At 72.1% G+C, this 23,021-nt stretch carries 24 protein-coding genes; 9 read left to right on the top strand and 15 right to left on the bottom strand.

Annotation, left to right across the window (positions count from 1 at the left end; all coding sequences use genetic code 11):
* Positions 1–3: 3 nt before the first annotated feature.
* Together G407_RS0119325 and G407_RS28790 are read right to left on the bottom strand one after the other, a co-directional pair.
* Positions 4–234 carry a hypothetical protein gene (locus tag G407_RS0119325; protein ID WP_156917646.1) on the bottom strand — a complete coding sequence of 77 codons (231 nt, stop codon included), beginning with the start codon at positions 232–234 and terminating at the stop codon, positions 4–6.
* 163 nt (positions 235–397) lie between these two features.
* Positions 398–1,150: an SOS response-associated peptidase gene (locus G407_RS28790; RefSeq protein WP_043540209.1), complete on the bottom strand. Its 753-nt coding sequence runs from the start codon at positions 1,148–1,150 to the stop codon at positions 398–400.
* Positions 1,151–1,250: 100 nt separating this feature from the next.
* Here G407_RS28790 and G407_RS28785 point away from each other — a divergent pair, with 100 nt between their 5' ends.
* On the top strand, positions 1,251–1,766 hold the full coding sequence (locus G407_RS28785; protein ID WP_052341602.1) for a hypothetical protein: 516 nt from the start codon (positions 1,251–1,253) through the stop codon (positions 1,764–1,766).
* Positions 1,766–2,278: a peptide deformylase gene (locus G407_RS0119310; RefSeq protein WP_029032145.1), complete on the top strand. Its 513-nt coding sequence runs from the start codon at positions 1,766–1,768 to the stop codon at positions 2,276–2,278. The genes G407_RS28785 and G407_RS0119310 overlap by 1 nt, the downstream gene beginning before the upstream one ends.
* A 9-nt stretch (positions 2,279–2,287) precedes the next feature.
* On the opposite strand, the gene G407_RS0119305 is transcribed toward G407_RS0119310, so the two are convergent.
* The gene (locus G407_RS0119305) at positions 2,288–3,187 is read right to left on the bottom strand and encodes a DUF1311 domain-containing protein (RefSeq protein ID WP_029032144.1); all 900 of its coding nucleotides are present in this window, start codon (positions 3,185–3,187) and stop codon (positions 2,288–2,290) included.
* Positions 3,188–3,622: 435 nt separating this feature from the next.
* Between G407_RS0119305 and dnaK the strand changes: the two genes are divergently transcribed.
* From dnaK to G407_RS0119290, 3 genes are all read left to right on the top strand, one after another.
* Positions 3,623–5,545: a molecular chaperone DnaK gene (dnaK, locus tag G407_RS0119300; protein WP_029032143.1), complete on the top strand. Its 1,923-nt coding sequence runs from the start codon at positions 3,623–3,625 to the stop codon at positions 5,543–5,545.
* A gap of 192 nt (positions 5,546–5,737) precedes the next feature.
* On the top strand, positions 5,738–6,892 hold the full coding sequence (dnaJ, locus tag G407_RS0119295; RefSeq protein WP_029032142.1) for a molecular chaperone DnaJ: 1,155 nt from the start codon (positions 5,738–5,740) through the stop codon (positions 6,890–6,892).
* A gap of 70 nt (positions 6,893–6,962) precedes the next feature.
* A complete protein-coding gene (locus G407_RS0119290) occupies positions 6,963–7,574 on the top strand; it encodes a class I SAM-dependent methyltransferase (protein WP_029032141.1) in 612 nt (203 codons plus the stop codon).
* Positions 7,575–7,950: 376 nt separating this feature from the next.
* On the opposite strand, the gene G407_RS0119285 is transcribed toward G407_RS0119290, so the two are convergent.
* Positions 7,951–8,493: a TetR/AcrR family transcriptional regulator gene (locus tag G407_RS0119285; protein WP_029032140.1), complete on the bottom strand. Its 543-nt coding sequence runs from the start codon at positions 8,491–8,493 to the stop codon at positions 7,951–7,953.
* A 112-nt stretch (positions 8,494–8,605) separates the two neighbouring features.
* Between G407_RS0119285 and G407_RS0119280 the strand changes: the two genes are divergently transcribed.
* Positions 8,606–9,919 carry an MFS transporter gene (locus G407_RS0119280; protein ID WP_029032139.1) on the top strand — a complete coding sequence of 438 codons (1,314 nt, stop codon included), beginning with the start codon at positions 8,606–8,608 and terminating at the stop codon, positions 9,917–9,919.
* A gap of 47 nt (positions 9,920–9,966) precedes the next feature.
* Here the strand turns inward: G407_RS0119280 and G407_RS0119275 are convergent, their stop codons facing one another.
* From G407_RS0119275 to gshB, 11 genes are all read right to left on the bottom strand, one after another.
* Positions 9,967–11,250: a hemolysin family protein gene (locus G407_RS0119275; RefSeq protein ID WP_029032138.1), complete on the bottom strand. Its 1,284-nt coding sequence runs from the start codon at positions 11,248–11,250 to the stop codon at positions 9,967–9,969.
* A gap of 106 nt (positions 11,251–11,356) precedes the next feature.
* The gene (locus G407_RS0119270; RefSeq protein ID WP_029032137.1) at positions 11,357–12,211 is read right to left on the bottom strand and encodes a beta-keto acid cleavage family enzyme; all 855 of its coding nucleotides are present in this window, start codon (positions 12,209–12,211) and stop codon (positions 11,357–11,359) included.
* A gap of 107 nt (positions 12,212–12,318) precedes the next feature.
* Complete coding sequence (locus tag G407_RS0119265; protein ID WP_029032136.1) at positions 12,319–12,762, bottom strand: gamma-glutamylcyclotransferase family protein; 444 nt, start codon at positions 12,760–12,762, stop codon at positions 12,319–12,321.
* 13 nt (positions 12,763–12,775) lie between these two features.
* On the bottom strand, positions 12,776–14,779 hold the full coding sequence (locus G407_RS0119260) for an acetyl-CoA carboxylase biotin carboxylase subunit (protein WP_029032135.1): 2,004 nt from the start codon (positions 14,777–14,779) through the stop codon (positions 12,776–12,778).
* 117 nt (positions 14,780–14,896) lie between these two features.
* Positions 14,897–15,328: a hypothetical protein gene (locus tag G407_RS28780; RefSeq protein ID WP_052341601.1), complete on the bottom strand. Its 432-nt coding sequence runs from the start codon at positions 15,326–15,328 to the stop codon at positions 14,897–14,899.
* A gap of 377 nt (positions 15,329–15,705) precedes the next feature.
* A complete protein-coding gene (gene truA, locus G407_RS0119250) occupies positions 15,706–16,479 on the bottom strand; it encodes a tRNA pseudouridine(38-40) synthase TruA (protein WP_029032134.1) in 774 nt (257 codons plus the stop codon).
* A 2-nt stretch (positions 16,480–16,481) separates the two neighbouring features.
* The gene (gene fmt, locus G407_RS0119245; RefSeq protein ID WP_029032133.1) at positions 16,482–17,432 is read right to left on the bottom strand and encodes a methionyl-tRNA formyltransferase; all 951 of its coding nucleotides are present in this window, start codon (positions 17,430–17,432) and stop codon (positions 16,482–16,484) included.
* 4 nt (positions 17,433–17,436) lie between these two features.
* The gene (def, locus tag G407_RS0119240) at positions 17,437–18,003 is read right to left on the bottom strand and encodes a peptide deformylase (protein WP_029032132.1); all 567 of its coding nucleotides are present in this window, start codon (positions 18,001–18,003) and stop codon (positions 17,437–17,439) included.
* 86 nt (positions 18,004–18,089) lie between these two features.
* Positions 18,090–19,328, bottom strand: a complete 1,239-nt coding sequence (locus tag G407_RS28775; RefSeq protein ID WP_052341600.1) for a type II toxin-antitoxin system HipA family toxin — start codon at positions 19,326–19,328, stop codon at positions 18,090–18,092.
* A complete protein-coding gene (locus G407_RS0119230) occupies positions 19,325–19,639 on the bottom strand; it encodes a helix-turn-helix domain-containing protein (protein WP_029032131.1) in 315 nt (104 codons plus the stop codon). The genes G407_RS28775 and G407_RS0119230 overlap by 4 nt, the downstream gene beginning before the upstream one ends.
* Before the next feature lie 124 nt (positions 19,640–19,763).
* On the bottom strand, positions 19,764–20,708 hold the full coding sequence (gene gshB / locus G407_RS0119225) for a glutathione synthase (protein ID WP_029032130.1): 945 nt from the start codon (positions 20,706–20,708) through the stop codon (positions 19,764–19,766).
* A gap of 219 nt (positions 20,709–20,927) precedes the next feature.
* On the opposite strand from gshB, the gene G407_RS30720 reads away from it, so the two are divergent.
* The 3 genes from G407_RS30720 to G407_RS31860 all read left to right on the top strand — a co-directional run.
* A complete protein-coding gene (locus G407_RS30720) occupies positions 20,928–21,431 on the top strand; it encodes a BA14K family protein (RefSeq protein ID WP_052341597.1) in 504 nt (167 codons plus the stop codon).
* A gap of 127 nt (positions 21,432–21,558) precedes the next feature.
* Complete coding sequence (locus G407_RS0119215; protein ID WP_043540208.1) at positions 21,559–22,449, top strand: branched-chain amino acid aminotransferase; 891 nt, start codon at positions 21,559–21,561, stop codon at positions 22,447–22,449.
* Between the two features lie 177 nt (positions 22,450–22,626).
* A partial coding sequence (locus G407_RS31860) for a hypothetical protein (RefSeq protein WP_210163137.1) occupies positions 22,627–23,021 on the top strand: 395 nt, incomplete at its 3' end.

Below are 23,021 nucleotides of genomic sequence, written 5' to 3'. Positions count from 1 at the left end.
TCGTCAGCGCAGCCGCGGCGACGAGGTGTCCGGGATGGAGATCGGACGCCCCTCTCTCAATGCGCGGAGGAGTTCGCGGGCGTCATCGCCCTTGATCGCGTGACCGTCAGCGATCTCCCTCCGCGCCTCTTCGATCAGCTCGCGCTCGTACGCGATGCGCGCGTCGCGCTCGGCAGGGCTTTCGGACGTCGGCTGCTCGGGGCCGCGGTGCAGAAACCGAGTGACCATCGCCATCCTCGTCGATCGCCCGGCGGCTGGAACGCGCGCAGCGGGGACGTAGCTTCCGCCGAGTTTCGGGGCACACGGCCGCCTGCCGCCCTCTCGAGTATGCCTACCGACGCTTCAACAACTTGTCAATTATGCCGATCCTCGTTGCCCTCCCGCACCTCCACGGCCATCACAGCAGCCGCCCCTGCCCGTCCTCGTCGGTGTTGCGCGTCGTGCGACCGCGCCCGGCGCGGGGCTCCTCCGGCGCCGGCGCCTCCGCATCGAGCGGCACGATGTTCTGCGCATCGTCGTTCGCGACCTTGTTCACCCGCGGCGAGACCGGGACCATGTCGATCCACGCGTCCGGGCAGGGACGTGCGAGCGCGCGGGCCTCGACGTCGCTCGTGCCCGCGCCGTCGAGCCAGCGGGGCACGTCCTCGAGGGAGAGGATCACCGGCATGCGGTGGTGGATGGCAGACAGCGTGCCGTTGGCGTCCGTGGTGACGATTGCCGCGGTGTCGATCTCGCCGCCGCTCGGGTCGGCGTAGGTCTCCCAGAGGCCCGCCATCGGCATCGGGCCGCCGGACGCCATGCGGATCAGCCAGGGCGCCTTGACGCGGCCCTCGCGGCGCCACTCGTAGAAGCCGTCCGCGAGGAAGACGCAGCGCCGGCGCTTCATCGCCGCCTTGAAGGTCGGCTTCTCGAGCAGCGTCTCGGCCCGCGCGTTGATGACCAGCGGGAAGTCCTTCGGGTCTTTGGTCCAGGAGGGCAGGAAGCCCCAGCGCACCAGCCGGAACCGAGGCGCGCCGGCCTCGTGCACGACGACCGGCACGGGCTGCGTCGGCGCCACGTTGTAGCGCGCCGGGAAGTTTGGCGTCTGCGCGTAGCCGAAGGTGTCGCGAAATACATCCGGCGTCGAGGTGATGATGAAGCGGCCGCACATGTCGCACCTCGTGTCCCGCGGGTCCGGGACGAAGGTAATACTTTATTCGGCCCCGTGCGCCAGGATGCGTCACCTCCCCGATCCCGACGGTGCACCATCCATGCACGGCCCGATCGACGAGACGCGAGCGGCGCCGGCGCCCGATGGTGCCGACGCGACGGCGGGCGGCCTCTCGAACGACTACCTGAACCATTTCAGCGAGGTCCTCATGCTCGTCGAGCTGGCGGCGGAGGACGCCGACGCGTTCGGCGACCTCGCCGCCTGGCGGCCGGTGGACTACCCGACCTACTTCGCCGCCTCGCACCTGCGCCGCGCGCCCGCCGCGCACGCCGCCTACGCGGCGCTGCCCGAGGAGCGGCGCGCGGCGTTCGAGGCCCTCACCCGTGCCATGGACCGCCTCGCCACCACCGCGATCCGCGCCCTGCGCCCGCCCTGCGAGCCGGAGGACGCCGCGCACGTGGCCGAGGTGACCGGACCGGCACTCAGGCGCCTGATCGCGCGCGCCAGCGCCTTCCTCAATTCCGGCGGGCGCGACCTGCCCGACGAGGCGGAGGTCGAGGCCGCCCAGCAGGCGATCGACCGGCTGCTCGACCGCACGCCCTCCGAGGCCGGCTGATGCCGGTGCGCCCCATCCTGCGCTGGCCCGACCCGCTGCTTTCCGCGCCCGCCGCCCCCGTCGGCGAGCCGGACGCCGAGACCCGCGCGCTCGCCGACGACCTCCTCGAGACGATGCGCGCGGCACCCGGCGTCGGCATCACCGGCCCGCACGTCGGCGCGATGCGCCGCATCGCCGTGCTGGAGCTGCCCGGGGACGCCGCTCCGAGGGTCTATTGCGATCCGAAGGTCGTGTGGGCGTCCGACGAGACGGCGCGCGCGACCGAGGGCTCGGTGTCGATGCCGGGCATCACCGACGAGGTCGAGCGGCCGGCCTCGGTGCGCGTCGCCTATCGCGACCTCGACGGCGCCGCGCGCGAGGAGGCGGCGGAAGGCTTCCGCGCCGCCTGCCTGCAGCACGAGATCGACCAGCTCGACCGAATCTTCTGGCTGCGCCGGCTCGGCCGCGTGCGGCGGGAGCGGGCGGTGAAGCGCTGGGAGAAGGTGCGGCGCGGCCGAGCCGCGACCTCGTGAGACCGCGTCTCAATTGTCCGTGGGCAGGATCGACAGCGGCGCCGGGGCTTCCGGCACCGCCGCAGGCGCGTCGGCACGCGGCACGGGAGCCGGCGTCGTGCCCAGCCGCTCCTGGAGACCCGCCGCGCGGGCCTGCGTCCAGCGCGCCGCGCAAAGGCCCTGGCGCTCCTCTCCCTCGTAGCGCGCGCAGGCGGTGACGCGCTCCGCCGAGAAGCCCGCCTGCTCGGCGAGAACCGCGCGCAGCGCATCCCCCTCGCTGCGCTCGGCGAGCGTGCGGAAGGCCGCGCGCACGGCTTCGTCCGCCTCGGCGAGATCGCGCTCGAGCCGTACGGGGTCCGTCGGCAGCGCGTCCGCCCGCGGTCCCCAGACGCCGTTGGGATCGACCCGGCAATCGGCCGCCTCGAAGGTGCAGAACCCCTCGTGCCACAGGATCGCGGCGTCCGCGAAGAGCGTCACCACGACCGGGCAGGCTGGCGCCGCGAGGCGGTAGCGGGCGTAGCGCCCGAGCGGCGTCACCGGCGAGAGCGCGACGCCCTCCTCCCCCTCGGCACCTCGCACCCCGTCGGCGATGGTGACGGCGCAGGCTTCCTGCGGATTGGAGATGCCCCTGCCCTCGAGCGTCAGCGTCGCGGCGAGGCCCTGCCCGGTGCGCGCGATGTCGAGCGCCCCCTCGCGGGCGTCGCGGTGGAGCGTCAGCTCGGTGATGTCCGCCGGGGGCGGCAGGGCCGGCGCGGCGGGATCGGCGACCGTGCCGGGGGGCGCCACGGGGAGGGGCGCGGTGGGCGCGTCGGGGGTCGTCGGCAGGCTCGGCGCGGCCGGTGCGGCGGGCTGCGGAACCGGCGCCGGCGGCTGCGAGAACTGCGCCCCCGGCAGCTCCAGCGGCTGCGCCTCGACGGGAGGCACCGCCACGACCGCCATCGGGCCGGCGAGCAGCGAGAACGCGAGGACGCGGAGGGCTCCGCGCAGGGCTCTTGGAGAGCGGAGGGCTCTGGAAGGCAAGTACCGGCACCCGGACGGTTGCGACCGCGCGACCCTAGGCGAGGCGCGCACGCGTGTCCATCCGCGGGCCCGTCCGCGAGGTGATCGAGGGAGGTGCTCGAGGGACCTGCGGAACCGACATCGAAGTCGCTGCCGCCCTTGAACCGCCGCGCCCGCCGGCCCATGTCCCGCCTTGCGGCGTGATTTCGGCACGCCTATATCAGCCGCGTTCACGAAGAGCCGGATGCCTGGGGGGCGGACGGCTCGAAATCGCAAGCGAAAGCAACCTGCTAGGCAACTGTAAGTCAGCCATGGGCCGAGTCGCTTCGGGGCTCGGCGGTCTGCTTGAAAGTGAGGGATCCCGCCATGGGTAAGGTCATCGGTATCGATCTGGGTACGACGAACTCCTGCGTCGCCGTGATGGAGGGGACGACGCCCAAGGTCGTCGAGAATGCCGAGGGCGCGCGCACCACGCCCTCGATCGTCGCCTTCACCGACGAAGGCGAGCGCCTCGTCGGCCAGCCGGCCAAGCGCCAGGCCGTCACCAATCCGGAGCGCACCTTCTTCGCGATCAAGCGCCTGATCGGGCGCACCTTCGACGATCCGACGACGAAGAAGGACCAGGATCTCGTCCCCTACAAGATCGTCCGCGGCGGCAACGGCGACGCCTGGGTCGAGTCGGACGGCAAGCAGTATTCGCCCTCGCAGATCTCCGCCTTCACCCTTCAGAAGATGAAGGAGACGGCCGAGAGCTATCTCGGGCAGCCCGTCACCCAGGCCGTGATCACGGTCCCCGCCTACTTCAACGACGCTCAGCGTCAGGCGACGAAGGACGCCGGCAAGATCGCCGGCCTCGAGGTGCTGCGCATCATCAACGAGCCGACCGCAGCCGCGCTCGCCTACGGCCTCGACAAGAAGCAGACCGGCACGATCGCGGTGTACGACCTCGGCGGCGGCACGTTCGACATCTCGATCCTCGAGATCGGCGACGGCGTGTTCGAGGTGAAGTCGACGAACGGCGACACCTTCCTCGGCGGCGAGGACTTCGACATGCGCGTGGTCGAGTACCTCGCGGCGGAGTTCAAGAAGGAGCAGGGCATCGACCTGACGAAGGACAAGCTCGCGCTCCAGCGCCTCAAGGAGGCCGCCGAGAAGGCGAAGATCGAGCTCTCGTCCACGACGCAGACCGAGATCAACCTGCCCTACATCACCGCCGACGCGTCCGGCCCGAAGCACCTCGCGCTCAAGCTCTCGCGCGCCAAGTTCGAGAGCCTGGTCGACGACCTGATCCAGCGCACCGTCGAGCCCTGCCGCAAGGCGCTCAAGGACGCGGGCCTCTCGGCCGGCGAGATCGACGAGGTCGTGCTCGTCGGCGGCATGACCCGCATGCCGAAGGTGCAGGAGACGGTGAAGTCCTTCTTCGGCAAGGAGCCGCACAAGGGCGTCAATCCCGACGAGGTCGTGGCCATCGGCGCCGCGGTCCAGGCGGGCGTGCTCCAGGGCGACGTCAAGGACGTGCTGCTGCTCGACGTGACCCCGCTGTCGCTCGGCATCGAGACGCTGGGTGGCGTGTTCACGCGCCTGATCGACCGCAACACCACGATCCCGACGAAGAAGGCGCAGGTCTTCTCGACGGCCGAGGACAACCAGAACGCGGTGACGATCCGGGTCTTCCAGGGCGAGCGCGAGATGGCGGCGGACAACAAGCTGCTCGGCCAGTTCGACCTCGTCGGCATCCCGCCCGCGCCCCGCGGCGTGCCGCAGGTCGAGGTCGCCTTCGACATCGACGCCAACGGCATCGTCAACGTCCAGGCCAAGGACAAGGCGACCGGCAAGGAGCAGGCGATCCGCATCCAGGCCTCGGGCGGGCTGTCCGACGCCGACATCGAGAAGATGGTCAAGGACGCCGAGGCGCACGCCGCCGAGGACAAGAAGCGCCGCGAGCTGGTCGAGGCGAGGAACCACGGCGAGGCGCTCGTCCACTCCACCGAGAAGTCGCTCAAGGATTACGGCGACAAGGTCTCGGAGGACGACCGCCAGGGCATCCAGACCGCGATCGACGCGCTGCGCGAGGCGCTCGGCGGCGAGGAGCTCGAGACCATCAAGTCGCGCACGAACGACCTGATGCAGGCCTCGATGAAGCTCGGCGAGGCCATGTACAAGGCCCAGGCCGAGGGCGCCGAGGGCGGGGCTTCCGCCGAGGGCGGGGCCGAGCAGAAGAGCGACGAGGACGTCATCGACGCCGACTTCCAGGAGGTCGACGACGAGGACAAGAAGAAGCGCGCGTGACGAGCACGCGCTCCTGAGCGGCGCCGCGTCCGATCGGGCTCTTTCGAGCCCGGCGGGCGCGGCGTCGGCGTGTCCACGACGAAGCGCCCGCACGGGACCCTCCGCGCGGGCGTTCGAGCGACCATACGGCCGGGTCCCAGCCCCGGCCGCTCGCCCATCCTGCGAGGCGACTGAGCGAAGGCACCTTCCCCGATGGCGAAGCGCGACTATTACGAGATCCTCGGCGTCGAGAAGACGGCGGACGAGAAGGCCCTCAAGAGCGCCTTCCGCAAGCTCGCCATGCAATGGCACCCGGATCGTAATCCCGGCAACGCCGAGGCCGAGCTCAAGTTCAAGGAGCTCAACGAGGCCTACCAGGTCCTCTCCGATCCGCAGAAGCGGGCGGCCTACGACCGCTTCGGCCACGGCGCCTTCCAGGGCGCCGGCGGAGGCCCTGCCGGCGGGCCCGGCTTCGGGCCGGACTTCTCCGACTTCATGTCGGACATCTTCGAGAACTTCTTCGGCGAGGGCGGGCCGCGCCGCGGCGGTCGCGCGGGAGCCGGCGGCGGCGGCCGCGAGCGCGGGGCGGACCTGCGCTACAACCTCGAGATCACGCTCGAGGACGCATTCAAGGGCCGCACCGAGGACCTGAAGATCCCCACCGCCATCGCCTGCGAGGCGTGTGGCGGCTCCGGCGCGAAGCCGGGCTCGAAGCCCAAGACCTGCGGCACCTGCAACGGCTACGGCCGCGTGCGCGCGACACAGGGCTTCTTCACGATCGAGCGGGCCTGCCCCACCTGCCTCGGCCGCGGCGAGGTGATCGACGATCCCTGCGAGATCTGCCAGGGCGCCGGCCGCGTCACCCGCGAGCGGACGCTGTCGGTCAACATTCCCGCCGGCGTCGAGGAAGGCACCCGCATCCGGCTCGCCGGCGAGGGCGAGGCGGGGCTGCGCGGCGGCCCGGCGGGGGATCTGTACATATTCCTGTCGATCGCCCCGCATTCCTTCTTCCAGCGCGACGGGGCGGACCTGTTCGCCCGCGTGCCGATCCCGATGATCAAGGCGGCGCTCGGCGGCGAGGTCACCGTGCCGACGATCGACGGCTCCGACGCGCGCGTGCCGATCCCGGCGGGCACGCAGACGGGCAAGCAATTCCGTTTGCGCGGCAAGGGCATGCCGGTGCTCCGCTCGCGCGACGTGGGCGACCTCCACATCCAGGTCGTCATCGAGACGCCACAGAATCTCACGAAAAGGCAGCGGGAGCTCCTCCAGGAGTTCGAGGCGGAATGCTCGCGGGACACGCATCCGGAAAGCCACGGCTTCCTGAACAGGGTGCGCGAGTTCTTCGGCGGAACCGGACGGGCTTGACGTGCGTCGGTACGGTTGCTCTATACGGCTCGCCCGCGCGTCCGGGCCGCCGCCAGGAAAGGAATCAGGCGTGCTGCCAAGCTCCCATCGGCAAACGCAGAAGAAGGTTCCGGTCGATCTCGACGACGAGGCCCGGTTCCTGCGCTCCTGGATCGAGCGACCCCTCGTCACCGGCGCCGTCACGCCCTCGGGCAAGCTGCTCGCGCGCACCATGGCGGCCTACGTCGACGCCCGCGAGTCCGGGCCTGTGATCGAGCTCGGGCCCGGCACGGGCCCGGTGACCGACGCGCTGGTGCGCCGCGGCATCGAGCAGGAGCGGCTCGTGCTCGTCGAGTTCAACCCGGATTTCTGCCGCCTGCTGCGCCACCGCTTCCCGCGCGCGACGGTGATCCAGGGCGACGCCTACGACATCCGCACCACCGTGAGCGAGCTGCTCGCCGAGCCCGCGGTGGCGACGATCTCCTCGCTGCCGCTGTTCACCAAGCCGGTGGAGCAGCGCCTCGCCCTCCTGCGCGCCGCCCACGACCTGTCGCGCCCCGGCGCGCCCTTCGTGCAGTTCACCTACGCCGTGGTGCCGCCGATCCCCAAGCACCCGAGCGAGTACACCGCGACCCCGTCCCAGCGCATCTGGCTGAACCTGCCCCCGGCCCGGGTCTGGGTGTATCGCCGGCCGGAGGCGTGAGGGAGACGGGCCGAAGGCGCGCTTCGCGCCAAGCCTTAACTGCACGCGTCGAGCAACGGGACCCCGCCCCTGATCCGCTTGCGCGGATCGTCCCCGCCCCGATGGAGCGGGAGCGCGCTCCTCCCCCATCGGGGGAGGTGGATCGGCGCCGAAGGCGACGAGACGGAGGGGGTGCGCCGAAGGCGCGCTTCGGCGAAGCCGAAACTGCACGCGTCGAGCCGCGGAACCCCGACCCTGATCCGCTGCGCGGATCGTCCCCGCCCCGAGGGGGCGGGAGCGCGCTCCTCCCCCCTCGGGGGAGGTGGATCGGCGCCGAAGGCGACCAGACGGAGGGGGTGCGCCGCAAGGCGCGCTTCGGCGGAGCCGAGACATGCGCTCACGCGACCGAGCGCGCCACCCGCCGCGCCGCCTCGATCTGCCGGCGCTGGTCGGCGAACTGGCCGAGCGCGACGGCGCCTTCCATCAGGAGCACGAGCGGCTCGGCCGCCGATCGCGCGTCGCGCACGCCGGCGCGCGCGAGCGCGGCCTCGACGAGGCCGCGGACGCGGGTCTTGTGGTCGCGCGCGAGCCGCAGGACGTCCGGGTGGCCGCGACCGTATTCGGATGCCGCCGTCTGGAACAGGCAGCCGCGCGCGCCGTGCGTCGCGTGCCAATCGGCCAGCGCAGCGAAGAGCCCGTCCGCGATCGCATCCCGTCCGTGCGCGTCCGCGAGGCCGCGTGCGATCGCGTCCTCGAACAGCGCCGCTCGGCGGGCGAGGACCGCGAGCACGACCGCGTGCTTGCTGCGGAAGTGCTTGTAGAAGGTCCCGCGCGACAGCCCGGAGGCCGCCAGCAGATCCTCGACACTGACGCCGACGAAGCCACGGCGATAGAACACGTCGTCGGCCGTCTCGACGATGAGGCCCCTGCTTTCGCTCATTCGATACCTGAAACCTCCTGCAGCTTCTGGCACAAGCTGAACCTCGAGCGCAGATTCGACTCGCTTCGCCAGATCTATTATACAAGCTTGTATACTCGGAAGCGAGGCCGCGATGCGCCGCCCTCCCCCGCTGTTCTGGACCGCCGCCGCCGGGCTCGCGCTCGTGGGCGTCTCGTTCGGGATCGCCCGCTACGGCTACGGGCTGTTCCTGCCGCGGATGGCCGAGACGTTCGGGATGGACGCGCCGATGCAGGGGCTCGTGGCGAGCGGCTCCTACGCGTCCTACGTCCTCGCAACGATCGGGGCGGCCTGGGCGTCCGGCCGAGTCGGGCCGCGCCTGCCGATCGTGCTCGGCGTCGCCGCCGCCTCCGGAGGCGCGGCGATCGTGGCTCTGGCGGACGGGCTCGCCGTGCTCGCCGTCGGTGTCGCGCTGGCGGGTGCAAGCCCGGGGCTCGTCTTTCCCGCGCTGTCGGACTGGGTCTCGGTCGCGGCGCGCGAGGACGCCCGAAACCGGCTCTTCGCGGTGATGAACTCGGGCACCGGCGCCGGCGTGATCCTGGCCGCGCCCTTCGCGCTCGTGCCCGCCGAGCTGTGGCAGCACGCGTGGGCCGCCTTCGCGCTCGCCTCCGTGCTGCTCGGCGCGGGCGCGATCGCGCTCGCTCCGCCCCGCCCGCCGCACCGGGCACCCGGCGGGGCGGAGCGCGCGCCCGCCTTCCGCGCGGCCGATCTCGTCGTGCCCGCGGCGCTCCCGCTCTATGCGAGCGCGCTCGTCGCCGGGCTGACGACCGCCGTGTACTGGACCTTCTCCATCGCGACGATCTTCGAGGCGGGCGGGTCGCTCGGCGCGCTCGCGCGGCCGGAGATCGCCTTCTGGGCGCTCACCGGCGTGTCGGGCTTCGTCGGCGCGCTCACCGGGGACGCCGTGAACCGGCGCGGGCTGCCGCTCGTCACCCGCGGCACGCTCGCGGCGATCGCGGCCGCCTGCCTGCTGATCGGCCTCGCGCCGGCCTCGGGCGCGGCGATCGTCGTCTCGGGGGCTCTATTCGGGGCGGCCTTCATCTTCGCGACGGGGCTCCTGGGCGTCTGGAGCCTGCGCGTGTTCCGTGCGCGACCGTCCGCCGGCTTCGGCGCGACGTTCCTGATCTTCACCTTCGGCGCGATGATCGGGCCGCTCGTCGGCGGCGCGCTCTCGCCGTCGCTCGGGCGCGAGGGCGTCTTCCTTCTCGCGGCGGCGGCGACGCTGATGCCCTGCGTCCTCCCCGCGCGGGCGTTCGCTCGAGCACCGCCGGTCGCGCCGGGAAGCGCGATCGGCGGCGCCAGCGAGGTGGCCTGCGTCGAGAGCCCTTCGGCCCTGCCGCAGCCGCCGGGCGCAACACCGTCGACACCCGCGAGAGCGCGCGCAGCCTCGGGGCGGAGCCCAGGATAGCCGCGGTCGGCGTCGTCGTCGTCCGCGAAGCCGGTCGCGCCTGTGCCTCAGGACCGGAGGCGGGTCGCGAGCACCTTGTCGATGCGCCGCCCGTCGAGATCGACCACCTCGAAACGCCAGCCGTGCGCCTCGATCGCCTCGCCCGTCGCGGGCAGACGCTCGAAGGCGGTCAGCACGAGGCCGGCCACGGTCTCGTAGTCGCGGTCGGCGGGCAGGGCGAGCCCCAGCTGCTCCGCCATCTCGTCGGCGTGCATCGCGCCGGCGACGAGCCAGCTCCCGTCCGGGCGCCGCACCGCCTCCGCCTCGGCCGCACCGGGGACGTCGGACCGGAACGCGCCGGCGATGGCGTCGAGCACGTCTCCCGGCGTGACGATCCCCTCAAAGTGGCCGTACTCGTCGTGGACGAGCGCCATCGGCACCTCGGCCCGCCTCAGGACGGCGAGCGCGGCGAGCGCGTCCACCGTGTCGGGGATCACCGGCGCCGGCCGGACGACGGCCCGCAGGTCGAGGGCCTCGCCACGCAGCAGCGGCGCGAGCAGCTCGCGCACCTGCACGACGCCGATCACGTTGTCCGCCCCGCCGTCCGCGACGGGAAGACGGGAATGCGTCGTCGTCAGCAGCGTCGTGCGGATCTCCTCCTGCCGACCGGCGAGATCGATCCAGTCGACCTCCGTGCGGGGCTTCATCACGCCGCGAACGGCACGGTCGGCGAGGCGCATCACGCCGGCGATCATCCGGCGCTCGTCCGTCTCGATCACGCCGGCCGTCTCCGCCTCGGCCATCAGCGAGCGGATGTCCTGGTCGGTGATCGAGACCTCCGCCTCCGTCCCGATGCCGGCTGCGCGGAAGATCAGCTTCGTGGAGGCGTCCAGCAGCCAGACCACCGGCGCGGCGGCGCGCGAGACCGCGTTCATCGCCGGCGCGACGGCGCAGGCGATGCCCTCCGCATTCCGCAATGCGAGGTTCTTCGGCACGAGTTCCCCGACGATCACGGACAGGTAGGTGATCGCGCCGAGGACGACGACGTAGGCGAGCGGCTCGGAAACCGATACCGGCACCCCGTAGCGCTCGAGCACGGCGTCGAGGCGCTGGCCCAGCACCGCGCCGGAGAACGCTCCGGCGAGGATGCCCACGAGCGTGATGCCGATCTGCACGGTGGACAGGAATCGTCCCGGGTCCTCGGCGAGGGCGAGGGCCGTGGCGGCGCCCCGTTTCCCCTGTTCCGCGAGTGCACGCAGACGCGCCCGGCGGGCCGACACGACGGCGAGCTCCGACAGGGCGAACAGGCCGTTCAGCCCGATCAGGGCCGCGGCGATGACGATCTCGATCAACGTTGCGAGGGGCGCACCCTGCGGTGCCGCACCCTTCCTCTCCTGTGACGCCCCATCACATAGTCGGTGCGGGCCCCGCCGTCAAAGCGCCGCGCCACGGCGGACCTCAGCGTCCCTCGATCCCCCAGAGCGAGCGCAACGCGATCGCGTCCCCGATCGTCAGCCCCGCCGCCGTGAGCGCCCTCGCCTGGGCGGCTACCACGGCCGCGTTGTCGGCGGCGGGCGAGCCGTCCGGGAGCGCGAGGTTGTTCTCGAAGCCGCAGCGGACGTGGCCGCCGAGAAGCCCGGCCAGAACACCGCAGCCGGCCTCGCGCGGACCGAAGGCGCAGACCATGAAGTCGCGATAGATGTCCGCGCAGCTCTCGATCATCGGCACGAAATCGGCCGGACGCGCGGGGGTCGGCGGGTCGTAGCGCCCGCCGACGAACAGGACGGAGACCTGCCGCGCGTCGATCACCCGGGCATGCGCCCAGCGGGCGAGCCGGTCGGCGTCGGTGCGGTCGTAGGCGATGATCTGCGGCGCGATGCGCTCGGCCTCGCAGAAGGCGAGCAGATCCGACAGGCGCTTGGCGTCGGACTCGGCAGGCGCGATCTCGCGCAGCGCCATCGACACCGCCTCCGGTTTCACCGCCTTGACGACGGCGACCTGCTCGTCGGGCGCGTAGCGGCCGATCGACTCGGTCGTGATCTGCACCACCATCCGCGGCCCGGCGGCGTCGCGCACGGCGGCGATCGCCTCGCGGTAGAGGCCGGCGTCGAGACTGTGGCGGCCCTCGCGATCGCGCACGTGCAGGTGGATCATGGCTGCCCCTGCGCTCTGCGCCGCGCGGGCGACGGCGGCGCACTCCCCCGCGGTGAGCGGCAGGGCGGGATGGTCCGCCTTCGACCGCCGGCCCCCGTTCGGCGCCACCGCGATGAAGGTGGGCGCATAGAGCGCGCCGCGTCGTTCGTTGTCGCTCATCGAGCTTCCCGCATCCGTGTTTTTCCGAAGTATGCGCGAAGCCGCGCCATCACGGAAGGGTGTAGGTTACAGAAAGGCGCGTTCGTCGGCCTCCGTTGCCGGCATCGTCAGGAACTGCGCCTTTGCGCCGCGTCCGGATGCAGCGCCCGGAGCGTCGCGAGCCAGCTCGGCGGCAGGCCGGCGGCCTCTGCCGCGGCGACCACCGATTCGAGGTAGCCCGGCTGCGGCGTGCCGCCCTCGCTCGCGCGCCCCACATAGACGATGGCGCGGCGCGCGCCCTTCTCGGTGAGCACCGGCTGGACCAGCTTCGCGTAGAGCCCGGTGTGGAGGCTCTCGTAGCGGTCGAGCGCGGGGACGTCACGCAGCGCGAGGTCCCACAGCACGCCCCAGACGGCGCCCTGCGGCGCGCGCACGACGCTCGCCCAGCCCTCGCGCATGACGACGATGCGATGGCGCATGAGCCGGGCCGGGCCGACCGGCCGCGAGGCCGGGCAGCGCACGGCCATCTGCGCGCGGTCCATGTTGGATCCGTAGGCGAAGTAGAGCGGCATCGCGGCGGGCGCGTCAGGCGAACTCGAGGATGACGGCGTCGACGGCGAGGCTGTCGCCCTCCTTCGCGTGAACCGCCTTCACCGTTCCGTCGCGCTCGGCACGCAGGACGTTCTCCATCTTCATGGCCTCGACGATCGCGAGCGGCTCGCCCGCCTTCACCTCCTGGCCGACGGCGGCCATCAGCGCCTTGACGAGGCCCGGCATCGGGCAGAGCAGCTGCTTGGAGGTATCGGCGGCCTTCTTCTCCGGCATCAGCTCGACGAAGCGCGCCTCCGCCGCCGTGAAGGCCTTCGCCTTGGCCGAGGCGCCCTGGTGCTGCAGGAAGACGCCGTTGACGATCGGGCGCACCTGCACCGCGATGGCCACGTCGGCGACGCTGCCCTCCCAGACCGGGCTGCCGGGCCGCCAGTCGCTCGCCACCGGCACGGTGCTGCCGTCGGAGAAGCCGATCAGCACGACGCCGTCGGGGCGCTCGTCCACCGTGACGTCGAAGCGCTGCTTCTCCAGCATCACCACGCGCTCGCGCGAGACGTGGAGCGCGCGCCCGAGCATCTGGCCGGAGATCGTGCGCTTGCGCTTGGCCTCGAGGTAGTCGATCCAGGCCGCCACCGCGGCCATGCGGGTCGCGACCACGCCCACCGGCTCGGGCGCCTGGAAGCCCTCCGGGAACTCCTCGGCGATGAAGGCCGTCGAGAGCGCCCCCTCGCGCCAGCGCGGGTTCTGCATGATCGCGGTGAGGAAGGGGATGTTGTGGCGGATGCCGTCGATGGCGAACGCGTCGAGGGCGCGCGACTGCGCGTCGATCGCCGCCTCGCGGGTCGGCGCATGGGTGACGAGCTTGGCGATCATCGGATCGTAGTAGATCGAGATCTCGCCGCCCTCCTCGACGCCGGTGTCGTTGCGCACGCTGATCCCGTCGATCGCGCCCTCCGCCGGCGGGCGGTAGATCGTCAGCCGCCCCGTCGAGGGCAGGAAGTTGCGGGTGGGATCCTCGGCGTAGATGCGGCTCTCGATCGACCAGCCCTTCAGCTGGATGTCGTCCTGAGCAAAGCGGAGCCGCTCCCCGGCGGCGACACGGATCATCTCCTCGACGAGGTCGATGCCGGTGATCATCTCGGTGACCGGGTGCTCGACCTGGAGACGGGTGTTCATCTCGAGAAAGTAGAACGACTTGTCCTGCCCGGCGACGAACTCGACCGTGCCGGCGCTGTCGTAGCCCACCGCCTTCGCCAGCGCGACGGCCTGCTCGCCCATCTTGCGGCGGGTCTGCGGGTCGAGCAGCGGCGAGGGCGCCTCCTCGACGACCTTCTGGTTGCGGCGCTGGATCGAGCATTCGCGCTCGGAGACCCAGATGCAGTTGCCGTGCTTGTCGCCGAGCACCTGGATCTCGATGTGGCGCGGCTGGGTGATGAACTTCTCGACGAAGACCCGGTCGTCGCCGAAGGAGCTCGCCGCCTCCGACTTCGCCCGCGCGAAGCCCTCCGCCACCTCGTCCTTCGAGTGGGCGATGCGCATGCCCTTGCCGCCGCCCCCGGCGGAGGCCTTGAGCATCACGGGAAAGCCGATCTCCTCGGCGATGGCGACGGCGTGCTCGGGACTCTCGATCACGCCGAGGAAGCCCGGCACGGTGGAGACCTTCGCGGCGGCGGCCGCCTTCTTCGATTCGATCTTGTCGCCCATGGCGGCGATGGCGCCGGGGTTGGGACCGATGAAGACGATCCCGGCATCCGCCAGCGCCTTGGGGAAGGCCTCGCGCTCGGACAGGAAGCCGTAGCCGGGGTGCACCGCCTGCGCGCCCGTCCGCCGGCAGGCCTCGACGATCTTCTCGATGACGAGATAGCTCTCGGAGGCCGCAGCCGGGCCGATGTGCACCGCCTCGTCGGCCATGTCGACGTGCACCGCATCGCGATCGGCGTCGGAGAAGACGGCGACCGTCGCGATGCCCATCTTCCGCGCGGTCTTGATCACGCGGCAGGCGATCTCGCCGCGATTGGCGATGAGGATCTTGTCGAACATGAACGCGGGCCTCGCTGGTCGGCGTTGAGACGCCTCAGCTTCTAGCGACCCACGGCGGGTCTCGTCCACGCCTCTTTCGACTGAGAGGGCGAGCCGGACCTCGTCCGCGCCCTGCGGTCAGGCCACCCGCTCGGCCTTGCGGGCGGCGTCCTCGAGCCGCTTGGGCGCTTCCGGCGCGTCGAGAACGTCGCGCATGCGCATGACGCCGCCGCGCATGACGAAGACGAGCAGCGTCTCGTCGACCTTGTGCGCCTCGCGCACCATCTGCGCGACGGCGCGCCGGGCGTTCTCGCTGGGGCCGCCGCAGGCGTTCACGGAGGTGACGAGCCAGCGGGCGAGCCCGGGGTCGACGACGCCGGTGGGGCGCGCGCCCCACACGGCGAAGTCGACGAGAAGGGATGCGAACAGCTCCGACCAGGCCTGCGCGGCCGCCTCGTCCGCACGCTTCACCGTGCGGTCGAGCGCGATGAGGACGTCCGCCTCCTCCCGCGTCGAGACGCCGACATCGAGCGCGATGGCGCGCAGGCGCGCCACGTCCCCGGAAGTCATCGTTCGGCTTTCGCAGACATTATCGGCGAATTCGCGCAAAGCTTGATCGATCATGTTCGACGCCTCCCCGGTCTTGCTTGTCGCGACCGGTGTGTTGGTTCGTACGAGGACTGTGATCGACGTCGCTTGGAGGAGTCTTAATCCGAAAGCGTCAACACGCGTTCAGGTTAAGCGCCCGTGCCCGGGCATGGTTTCGCGATGCTTGCCGCGCTCGCGCCCCATCGGGGCGGGGACGATCCGCGAAGCGGATCAGGGGCGGGGTCCCCCGGCTCGACGCGTGCCGATTTCGGCTCCGCCGAAGCGCGCCTGCGGCGCACCCCCTCCGTCTCGTCGGCTTCGCCGCCGATCCACCTCCCCCGACGGGGGAGGAGCGCCCCTCACGCACCCGCGTCGGGCGGCGCGTCGGAGCCTTCGGCGTAGTCGACGCCGACGAAGTAGAGGCCGTGCGGCGGCGCCAGGGCGCCGCAGCGGGTGCGGTCGCGGGCCACGAGCGCGGCCTCGACGTCAGCCACCGACCAGCGGCCGATGCCCGCGAGCGCGATCGTGCCGACCATCGAGCGGACCTGGTTGTGCAGGAAGGAGCGCGATGCGGCGTGCACCCGCACCTCCTCGCCGACGCGCTCCACCGCCAGCCGCTCGAGCGTCTTCATCGGGCTCTTCGCCTGGCACTGGCTGGCGCGGAAGGTGGTGAAGTCGTGATGCCCGACGAGCAGGTCCGCCGCCGCCTGCATCGCGGCGACGTCGATCGCCTGGCGCACGTGCCAGACGCGGGTGCGGTCGAAGGTCGGCGGGGCCATGCGGTTGAGGATGCGATACGTATAGTGCCGCCGCACGGCGGACAGCCGGGCGTGGAACGTCTCGGTCACGGGTGCGGCCGAGACCACCGCGACGAGGTCGTCGCGCATGTGCGCGTTCGCCGCGTCGCGGATCGTGTCGATGCGGAAGGCCCGCTCGAGGTCGACGTGGACGACCTGGTGGGTGGCGTGGACGCCGGTGTCGGTGCGCCCGGCGCAATGGAGCCGCACGGGATGCCCGCAGAAGCCGGCGATGGCGCGCTCGACCACGTCCTGCACGGAGCGGGCGTTCTCCTGGTACTGCCAGCCCGAGTAGGGCGTGCCGTCGTACTCGACGACGAGCTTGTACCGGGGCATCCTCAGGCGCCGCCGAGGCGTGCGCCGGGCGCGAGCCGCGCGCCGCGCAGCCAGTCGACCGCCGCCATCGCCGCCTTGCCCTGGCGCTGGACCGTCACGAGCCGCACCGCGCCCTCGGCGCAGGCCACGACGCCGTCCGCGCTGAGCAGCGTGCCCGGAGCGCCGTCGCCGCCCTCGTCGCCCTGCGCGACCTGCGTCGCCAGGACCTTGATGCGCTCCGGCCCGCGGCCGAGATCGGCGGTGAAGAAGGCGCCGGGAAAGGGCGAGAGGCCGCGCACCTGGTCGTGCACCCGCCGCGCCGGCAGCGTCCAGGCGATCTCGGCGTCGCCGTTGGTGATCTTGGCGGCGTAGGTGACGCCCGCGTCGGGCTGGGGCGTGAAGGCGAGCGAGCCGCGCGAGAGGGCGGCGAGCGCGCGCGCCATCAGGTCCGCGCCGAGCACCGACAGCCGATCGTGCAGCTCGCCGGCGGTCGTGTCGGGGCCGATCGCGACCTTCTCGACCATCGCCACGGGCCCGGTGTCGAGCCCGGCCTCCATGCGCATCACGGCGACGCCGGTCTCGGCGTCCCCCGCCATGATCGCGCGCTGGATGGGCGCCGCGCCGCGCCAGCGCGGCAGGAGCGAGGCGTGCAGGTTGAGGCAGCCGATGTCGGGCGCGTCGAGGATCGCCTGCGGCAGGATCATGCCGTAGGCGACGACCACCGCCACGTCCGCCCCGTGGGAGCGGAACACCTCGGCCGCCTCCTCGGTGCGCAGCGACTTCGGCGTGAAGACCGGGATGCCGAAACCGTCGGCCATCCTGTGCACCGGCGAGGGGCGCTCGGCCATGCCCCGCCCGGCCGGCGCCGGCGCGCGGGTGTAGCAGGCGACGACCTCGTGGCCCTGCCCGACGATCTCGGAGAGTGTCGGCACCGCGAAATCGGGCGTGCCCATGAAGACGACGCGCAAGCTCATCGCGTCAGGCCGTCTCGGCTTCGCGCTTGGCCGCCTTGGCGAACCTCTTCACCACGCGGTCGCGCTTGAGCCGCGAGAGATAGTCGATGAACAGCCGGCCGTCGAGGTGGTCGACCTCGTGCTGGATGCAGGTGGCGAGCAGCCCGTCCGCCTCGCGCTCGACCGTGGCGCCGTCGAGATCCGTCCAGCGCACGCGGATGCGCGCGGGCCGCTCGACCTCCTCGACATAGTCGGGGATCGACAGGCAGCCCTCCTCGTAGAGCCGGGTCTCCTCCGAGCGCCAGAGGATCTCCGGGTTGACGAGGACCTGCGGGTCCGCCTCGTACTTCGGCACCTCCTCCCCGTCCTCGTCGAGCTCGGTCTCGCCCTCGACCTCGCGTCCGAGATCGATCACGACGATGCGCTTGGGGATGCCGATCTGGATCGCCGCGAGGCCGATGCCGCGGGCGGCGTACATCGCCTCGAGCATCTCCTCGGCGAGCGCCTTCACGGCACCGTCGATGGCGCCGACGGGCTCGGAGGCGAGGCGCAGGCGCGGGTCGGGAAGCTTGACGATCTTGCTCACGGCGATGAACTCGTGGGGAAGCGGGATATCGTCGAGATAAGGGGCGGCGCCGCGCGGGTCAACGGCGCCGCGGCGCCGGCGTGGGCTCGCCGTCACTCCCAGCGGCGGGCGGCATCGATCGCGCTGGCGACCCGACTCGCCAGCGCACGGGGAACGTCGTGCTCGTCCGCGAGCCGCGGCCACTGCGCCAGCGCCGCGTCGACCGCATCGACGACCGCGTCGCGGCGACGCGGCTTCAGCCCCGCGGCCTGCGCCAGGCGCGCGAAGGCCGCGCGCCCCGGCCGACGCCCCTCCCCCGCGATCGCCGTCGAGTGCTCGCCTCCGGGCCCGGCCGAGAAGGTCACGTCGTAAGCGGGCGCGAGGCGCCACGTCCCCGCGGCGTCCATGAGGAAGGCGTGATTGCGCACGTGATCGTCGCGGTTGAAGGCGCGTGCGTTGAACACGGCCCGTCGGAAGACCTCCTCCACGTCCTCCGCGCTGCGGGTCACGACCCTGGCGAGCTTGACGATGGCGAGATAGTCGATCGAGCCGTGCACCATCCCGGTGTCGAGCAGGCCGGCGACGGTCGCCGTGTGGAGCCGCCGGTCGCCCACGCGATCGAACCGGTCCGTGGCGAGGAAGCACTCGCGGGCGCCGGCGAGCGGCAGCATCGGCGTCGTGCGGATGCCGGCCGCCCGCATCGCGGCGCCATAGGCGATCTCCCCTTCGACCGAGCCCTTCGGATCGCTCGAGCCGCGCCCCTTGACCAGCACGGCACGCCAGCCGCCCCCGGGCGCACCGCGATGATCCCGCTGCCGCGTATTGCCCTCGTCGATCAGCGCGACGAGCTTGGGCCGCGCACCCTGGCTGCCGCCGGCGAGCGTGCGCAGGCGCGCGAGCTCGTCGACCGCCGCGGCGTCCTCCACGCGGGGAATGACATCCTCGAACCAGGCGAGATCGACCGCGTCGTCGGGCGCGGTGGCGAGCTCCGGCTGGTAGGTCAGCGCGCCCATGCCGTGGCGGCCGACATAGGCGAGGCGCGCCAGGTCGCCGAGCTCGGCGGGATCGACGCCGCGCTCGGCCATCTCGCGGTCGAGCAGCAGGCGTCCCCAGCCGTCGGGCAGGCTGTCCTCGAACAGTCCGGGGAGCGTCGCCCCCCGTCCGGCGTCGGGCCGCAGCAGCTCGCGATAGCGTCCCGCCCGCAGCGGCGACACCGGCAGCGGTGCCGCGGCGAAGGCCTCGTCCCACTCGAAGGCGATCGCGCGCCGGGCCGGATCGCGTCCGAGCCGTCCCATGCGCCGCGGTGGCGTCCCGCCGCCGAAGTCCAGGTGGACGGCGAGGCGCTCGTTCACGACGAGCGCCGCCGTCCGGCGCGGCTGCGTCTCGGTGCCGGGGGCGCGAGGTCGTCGAGCGAGGTGGGCTCGGGCGGCGGGAACAGGGCGGCGAACGCGTCGAGCGCGTCGAGCGCCTCGGCAACCGCGAGCACGGTGGCGAAGCTCGCCGCCTCGCCTGCCTCGAAGCGCCGCAGGGTGGCGATCGGGACGCCGCTGCGGGCGCTCAGCGCGTCCTGGGTGAGGTCGAGCGCGAGCCGCCGCGCGCGGGCCGCAGCGGCGACCTTCGCCTGCATCTCCGGTGCGGTGACGAGCGCGTCCAGATTGATCACGAGTGATCTCTTCAGGCCGATAACGGAGCTTAAGATATCACGGCTGATATATCCGCGCAATGTCACCGCGCCGCCCGCCACACGCGCGACGAGCAACTTCCCAGCGGGGAGGTCGGCGGCATGCTCAGGCGCGCTTGGCCTCGATCGCGTCCCACACGTCCACCGCCACGTCCGGCCCGCCGAGCGCCTTCACGGCGCGCACGCCGGTGGGCGAGGTGACGTTGATCTCGGTGAGGAGCCCGTCGATGACGTCGATGCCCACCAGGATCAGGCCCATGCGCTTCAGGTGCGGGCGGAGCGCCTCGCAGATCTCGCGCTCCTTGTCGGTGAGAGAGGTCGCCACCGCCCCTCCCCCGCGCACCATGTTGGAGCGGATGTCGCCCGCCGCCGGCACGCGGTTGATGGCGCCGCGCGCCTCGCCGTCGACGAGGAGGATGCGCTTGTCGCCCTCGGTGATGCGGGGCAGGAACTTCTGGATCACCCAGGGCTCGCGGAAGGTCACCGAGAACAGGTCGAACAGCGAGCCGAAGTTCGGGTCGTCGGGCATCAGCCGCACGACCGCCGCGCCGCCGTGGCCGTGCAGCGGCTTCATCACCACCGCGCCGTGCTCGCGGCGGAAGTCCTGGATCTCCTCCTTGTCGCGGGAGATCAGGGTGGGCGGCATCAGGTGCGGGAACTCGGTGACGAAGATCTTCTCCGGCGCGTTGCGCACGTGCATGGGATCGTTGACGACGAGCACCTTCGGGTGGACGCGCTCGAGCAGGTGCGAGGCGGTGATGTAGGCGAGGTCGAAAGGCGGGTCCTGGCGCATCAGGACGACGTCGACCTCCTCCTCCACCGCGATGCGCCGGGGCTCGCCGAGCGTGGCGTGCGCCCCCTCGACGTCCTGCACCGAGACATCCCGCACCCGCGCCACGACGCGCCCGTCGCGCATCGAGAGCCTCTCGGGCGTCCAGTAGACCAGCGCGTGCCCGCGCCGCTGCGCCTCGAGCATGAGGGCGAAGGTCGTGTCGCCCGCGATGCGGATGTGCTCGATCGGGTCCATCTGGACGGCGACGGTGAGGGGCATGGGGGTTCGTCCTCGTGTTCGACGGCGCGGACCATAGCGAGGCGGGCGGCGGACGGGAAGCGCGCCGGGCGCGGAGCGGACCCGGAACGGACGCGCTCCGCGGAGAGTTGACGATCGGGGTTCACGGCTTGGGCGCGACGTCCATCCCTGCTATCCTCCCGCTCACAACGCGCGCGGCCGGCGGGGGCGAGGAACGCGCCGAGAACGAGGCGTCCGACCATGAGAAACCTCCTCCTCACCCTCCTCGCGGCGGCGACGCTCGCGCTCGCCTCCTTCGGGGCGACCGCACCCGCCGCGGCCGAAGAGCCCAGCCCCTTCCAGACTCGCCCGTACGACGGCGGCCACCCCGGCATCTCCTTCCACCTCGATGCCTATCGCGGGCCGGTGTACTACGACCGCCGGCGGTACTACGACGGCTACGTCTACGAGCGTCGGCCGATCCGCCCGCGCACGGTGTACCGCTACCGCTACCCGCGCGACACGTACCCGCCGGTCTACCGGCGTGATCCCGGCGCGGCGGTGGCGGCCGGAATCATCGGGCTCGCGACCGGAGCGATCCTCGGCCAGGCGCTCGCCGCGCCGCCCCCCGCCGTGCGGGCGCCGCGGGTGCGCTACGACGCGGACGCGATCGCCTATTGCGCGCGCAAGTACCGCTCCTTCGATCCCAACTCGTTCACCTTCCTCGGGTACGACGGGCGCCGGCATTATTGCCGCATCCCCTGATGGGATCACGAAGATTGACGAGTGCCATCAGCACTCGTCATCGGTCCTGGGCGCTTTTCCGAATTGACGCGGACGGCCCGGCGGGGTTCGATCGGGACAGCATCACTGACCGATCCCGCACGCAAGCATGATTCTGGAGGCGGCCTTGGCGACGTTCTCGCGCACCTGGACCTGGTTCGAAGGCGACTGGCACGAGGGCAATCCCGGCATCATGGGGCCGCGCAGCCACGCCTCGTGGCTCGCCTCGATGGTCTTCGACGGCGCGCGCGTCTTCGAGGGCGTCGCTCCCGATCTCGGGCGCCACGCGGCGCGGGTGAACGAGTCGGCGCGCAAGATCGGGCTCAACCCCACGATGAGCACGGAGGCGATCGTCGGGCTCACGCACGAGGGCGTGAAGCGCTTCGACGGCAACGTCGCGCTCTACGTCAAGCCGATGTACTGGGGCCATGGCGAGGGCGCCTCGACGATCCTGCCGGACCCGGACGACATCGGCTTCTGCCTGTGCCTGTTCGAGGCGCCGCTGCCGCCCGCCGGCAAGGGCGCACGCGTCACCAGGAGCCGCTTCCGCCGCCCGTCGCTGGAGACGATGCCCACCGACGCCAAGGCCGGCTGCCTCTACCCCAACAACGCCCGCGCCCTGCGCGAGGCGCTCGACCGCGGCTTCGACAACGCGCTCGTGCTCGACATGCTCGGCAACGTCGCCGAGACCGCGACGTCGAACATCTTCATGGTGCGCGGCGGCGAGGTCCTCACCCCGGTCCCGAACGGCACCTTCCTCAACGGGATCACCCGCCAGCGCGCCATCGACCTGCTCGGCCACACCGGCGCCACGGTGCGCGAATGCGCGCTGACCTACGAGGACTTCCTCGGCGCCGACGAGATCTTCATGTCGGGCAACTACGCGAAGATCACGCCCGTGGTGAAGATCGACGACCGTGAGCTCCAGCCCGGCCCCGTCGCCCGGCGCGCCCGCGAGCTCTACTGGGAGTTCGCCCACGACACCGCCGAAGCGGCCTGATCCACACGCATCGCGACCGGTTTCACGGCGCTCCGGGGAGGCCCGGGGCGCCGTTCGCACGCATAGGGGCGGCAGGGTTCGCCCGGCTTTGTTGCTTCGTATTTGATTGCCCCCGAGGAACGCCCCGTTTCCGCCGCACTTGGTTCTGTGTTCGATCTGTTTCACGGAGCCGAAGCCATGCGTCGCAGTATCCCACTCCTCGCTTTCGCCTTCACGGCCCTCGCGCCGCTTCCCGCTTCGGCGCAGGAGACGCCGGACCTGTGCATGGGCTACATCGAGGGCGGGCGCTATTCCAGCTGCCGGCTCGTGCTGCGGCCGAGCGGGGAGCCGCGCTGCCTGTGCCGGCTCGTGCCGCTCCAGGACGTGCTCACCACCGGCTCGATCCGGCGCGCCCCGGTCCCGGAGGCCGGCACGTTCCGCGACAGCATCTACGACCAGACCGAGGATGCCGCGCCCGGCGGCGGCTTCGCCGGCGGCAACATCGGCGGCGGGCCCGGCACGGGTAACGGCAGCGGCAGCGGCAGCGGCAGCGGCGGCGGCGGCGGCAACGGCGGCGGCGGCAACGGCGGCGG

The sequence above is a fragment of the Salinarimonas rosea DSM 21201 genome (assembly GCF_000429045.1).
In the GTDB taxonomy this organism is placed as follows: Bacteria; Pseudomonadota; Alphaproteobacteria; order Rhizobiales; family Beijerinckiaceae; genus Salinarimonas; species Salinarimonas rosea.
The sequence above is the reverse complement of the archived record's forward strand: the minus strand, read 5'-3'. Positions and strand labels throughout refer to the sequence as shown.

Bases quoted from the DNA above. Each gene is read 5' to 3' on its own strand.
- G407_RS0119325 (WP_156917646.1), bottom strand. From the start codon at position 234: ATGGCGATGGTCACTCGGTTTCTGCACCGCGGCCCCGAGCAGCCGACG.
- G407_RS28790 (WP_043540209.1), bottom strand. From the start codon at position 1,150: ATGTGCGGCCGCTTCATCATCACCTCGACGCCGGATGTATTTCGCGAC.
- G407_RS28785 (WP_052341602.1), top strand. From the start codon at position 1,251: ATGCACGGCCCGATCGACGAGACGCGAGCGGCGCCGGCGCCCGATGGT.
- G407_RS0119310 (WP_029032145.1), top strand. From the start codon at position 1,766: ATGCCGGTGCGCCCCATCCTGCGCTGGCCCGACCCGCTGCTTTCCGCG.
- dnaK (WP_029032143.1), top strand. From the start codon at position 3,623: ATGGGTAAGGTCATCGGTATCGATCTGGGTACGACGAACTCCTGCGTC.
- dnaJ (WP_029032142.1), top strand. From the start codon at position 5,738: ATGGCGAAGCGCGACTATTACGAGATCCTCGGCGTCGAGAAGACGGCG.
- G407_RS0119285 (WP_029032140.1), bottom strand. From the start codon at position 8,493: ATGAGCGAAAGCAGGGGCCTCATCGTCGAGACGGCCGACGACGTGTTC.
- G407_RS0119280 (WP_029032139.1), top strand. From the start codon at position 8,606: ATGCGCCGCCCTCCCCCGCTGTTCTGGACCGCCGCCGCCGGGCTCGCG.
- G407_RS0119270 (WP_029032137.1), bottom strand. From the start codon at position 12,211: ATGAGCGACAACGAACGACGCGGCGCGCTCTATGCGCCCACCTTCATC.
- G407_RS0119265 (WP_029032136.1), bottom strand. From the start codon at position 12,762: ATGCCGCTCTACTTCGCCTACGGATCCAACATGGACCGCGCGCAGATG.
- G407_RS0119260 (WP_029032135.1), bottom strand. From the start codon at position 14,779: ATGTTCGACAAGATCCTCATCGCCAATCGCGGCGAGATCGCCTGCCGC.
- G407_RS28780 (WP_052341601.1), bottom strand. From the start codon at position 15,328: ATGACTTCCGGGGACGTGGCGCGCCTGCGCGCCATCGCGCTCGATGTC.
- truA (WP_029032134.1), bottom strand. From the start codon at position 16,479: ATGCCCCGGTACAAGCTCGTCGTCGAGTACGACGGCACGCCCTACTCG.
- fmt (WP_029032133.1), bottom strand. From the start codon at position 17,432: ATGAGCTTGCGCGTCGTCTTCATGGGCACGCCCGATTTCGCGGTGCCG.
- gshB (WP_029032130.1), bottom strand. From the start codon at position 20,708: ATGCCCCTCACCGTCGCCGTCCAGATGGACCCGATCGAGCACATCCGC.
- G407_RS30720 (WP_052341597.1), top strand. From the start codon at position 20,928: ATGAGAAACCTCCTCCTCACCCTCCTCGCGGCGGCGACGCTCGCGCTC.
- G407_RS0119215 (WP_043540208.1), top strand. From the start codon at position 21,559: ATGATTCTGGAGGCGGCCTTGGCGACGTTCTCGCGCACCTGGACCTGG.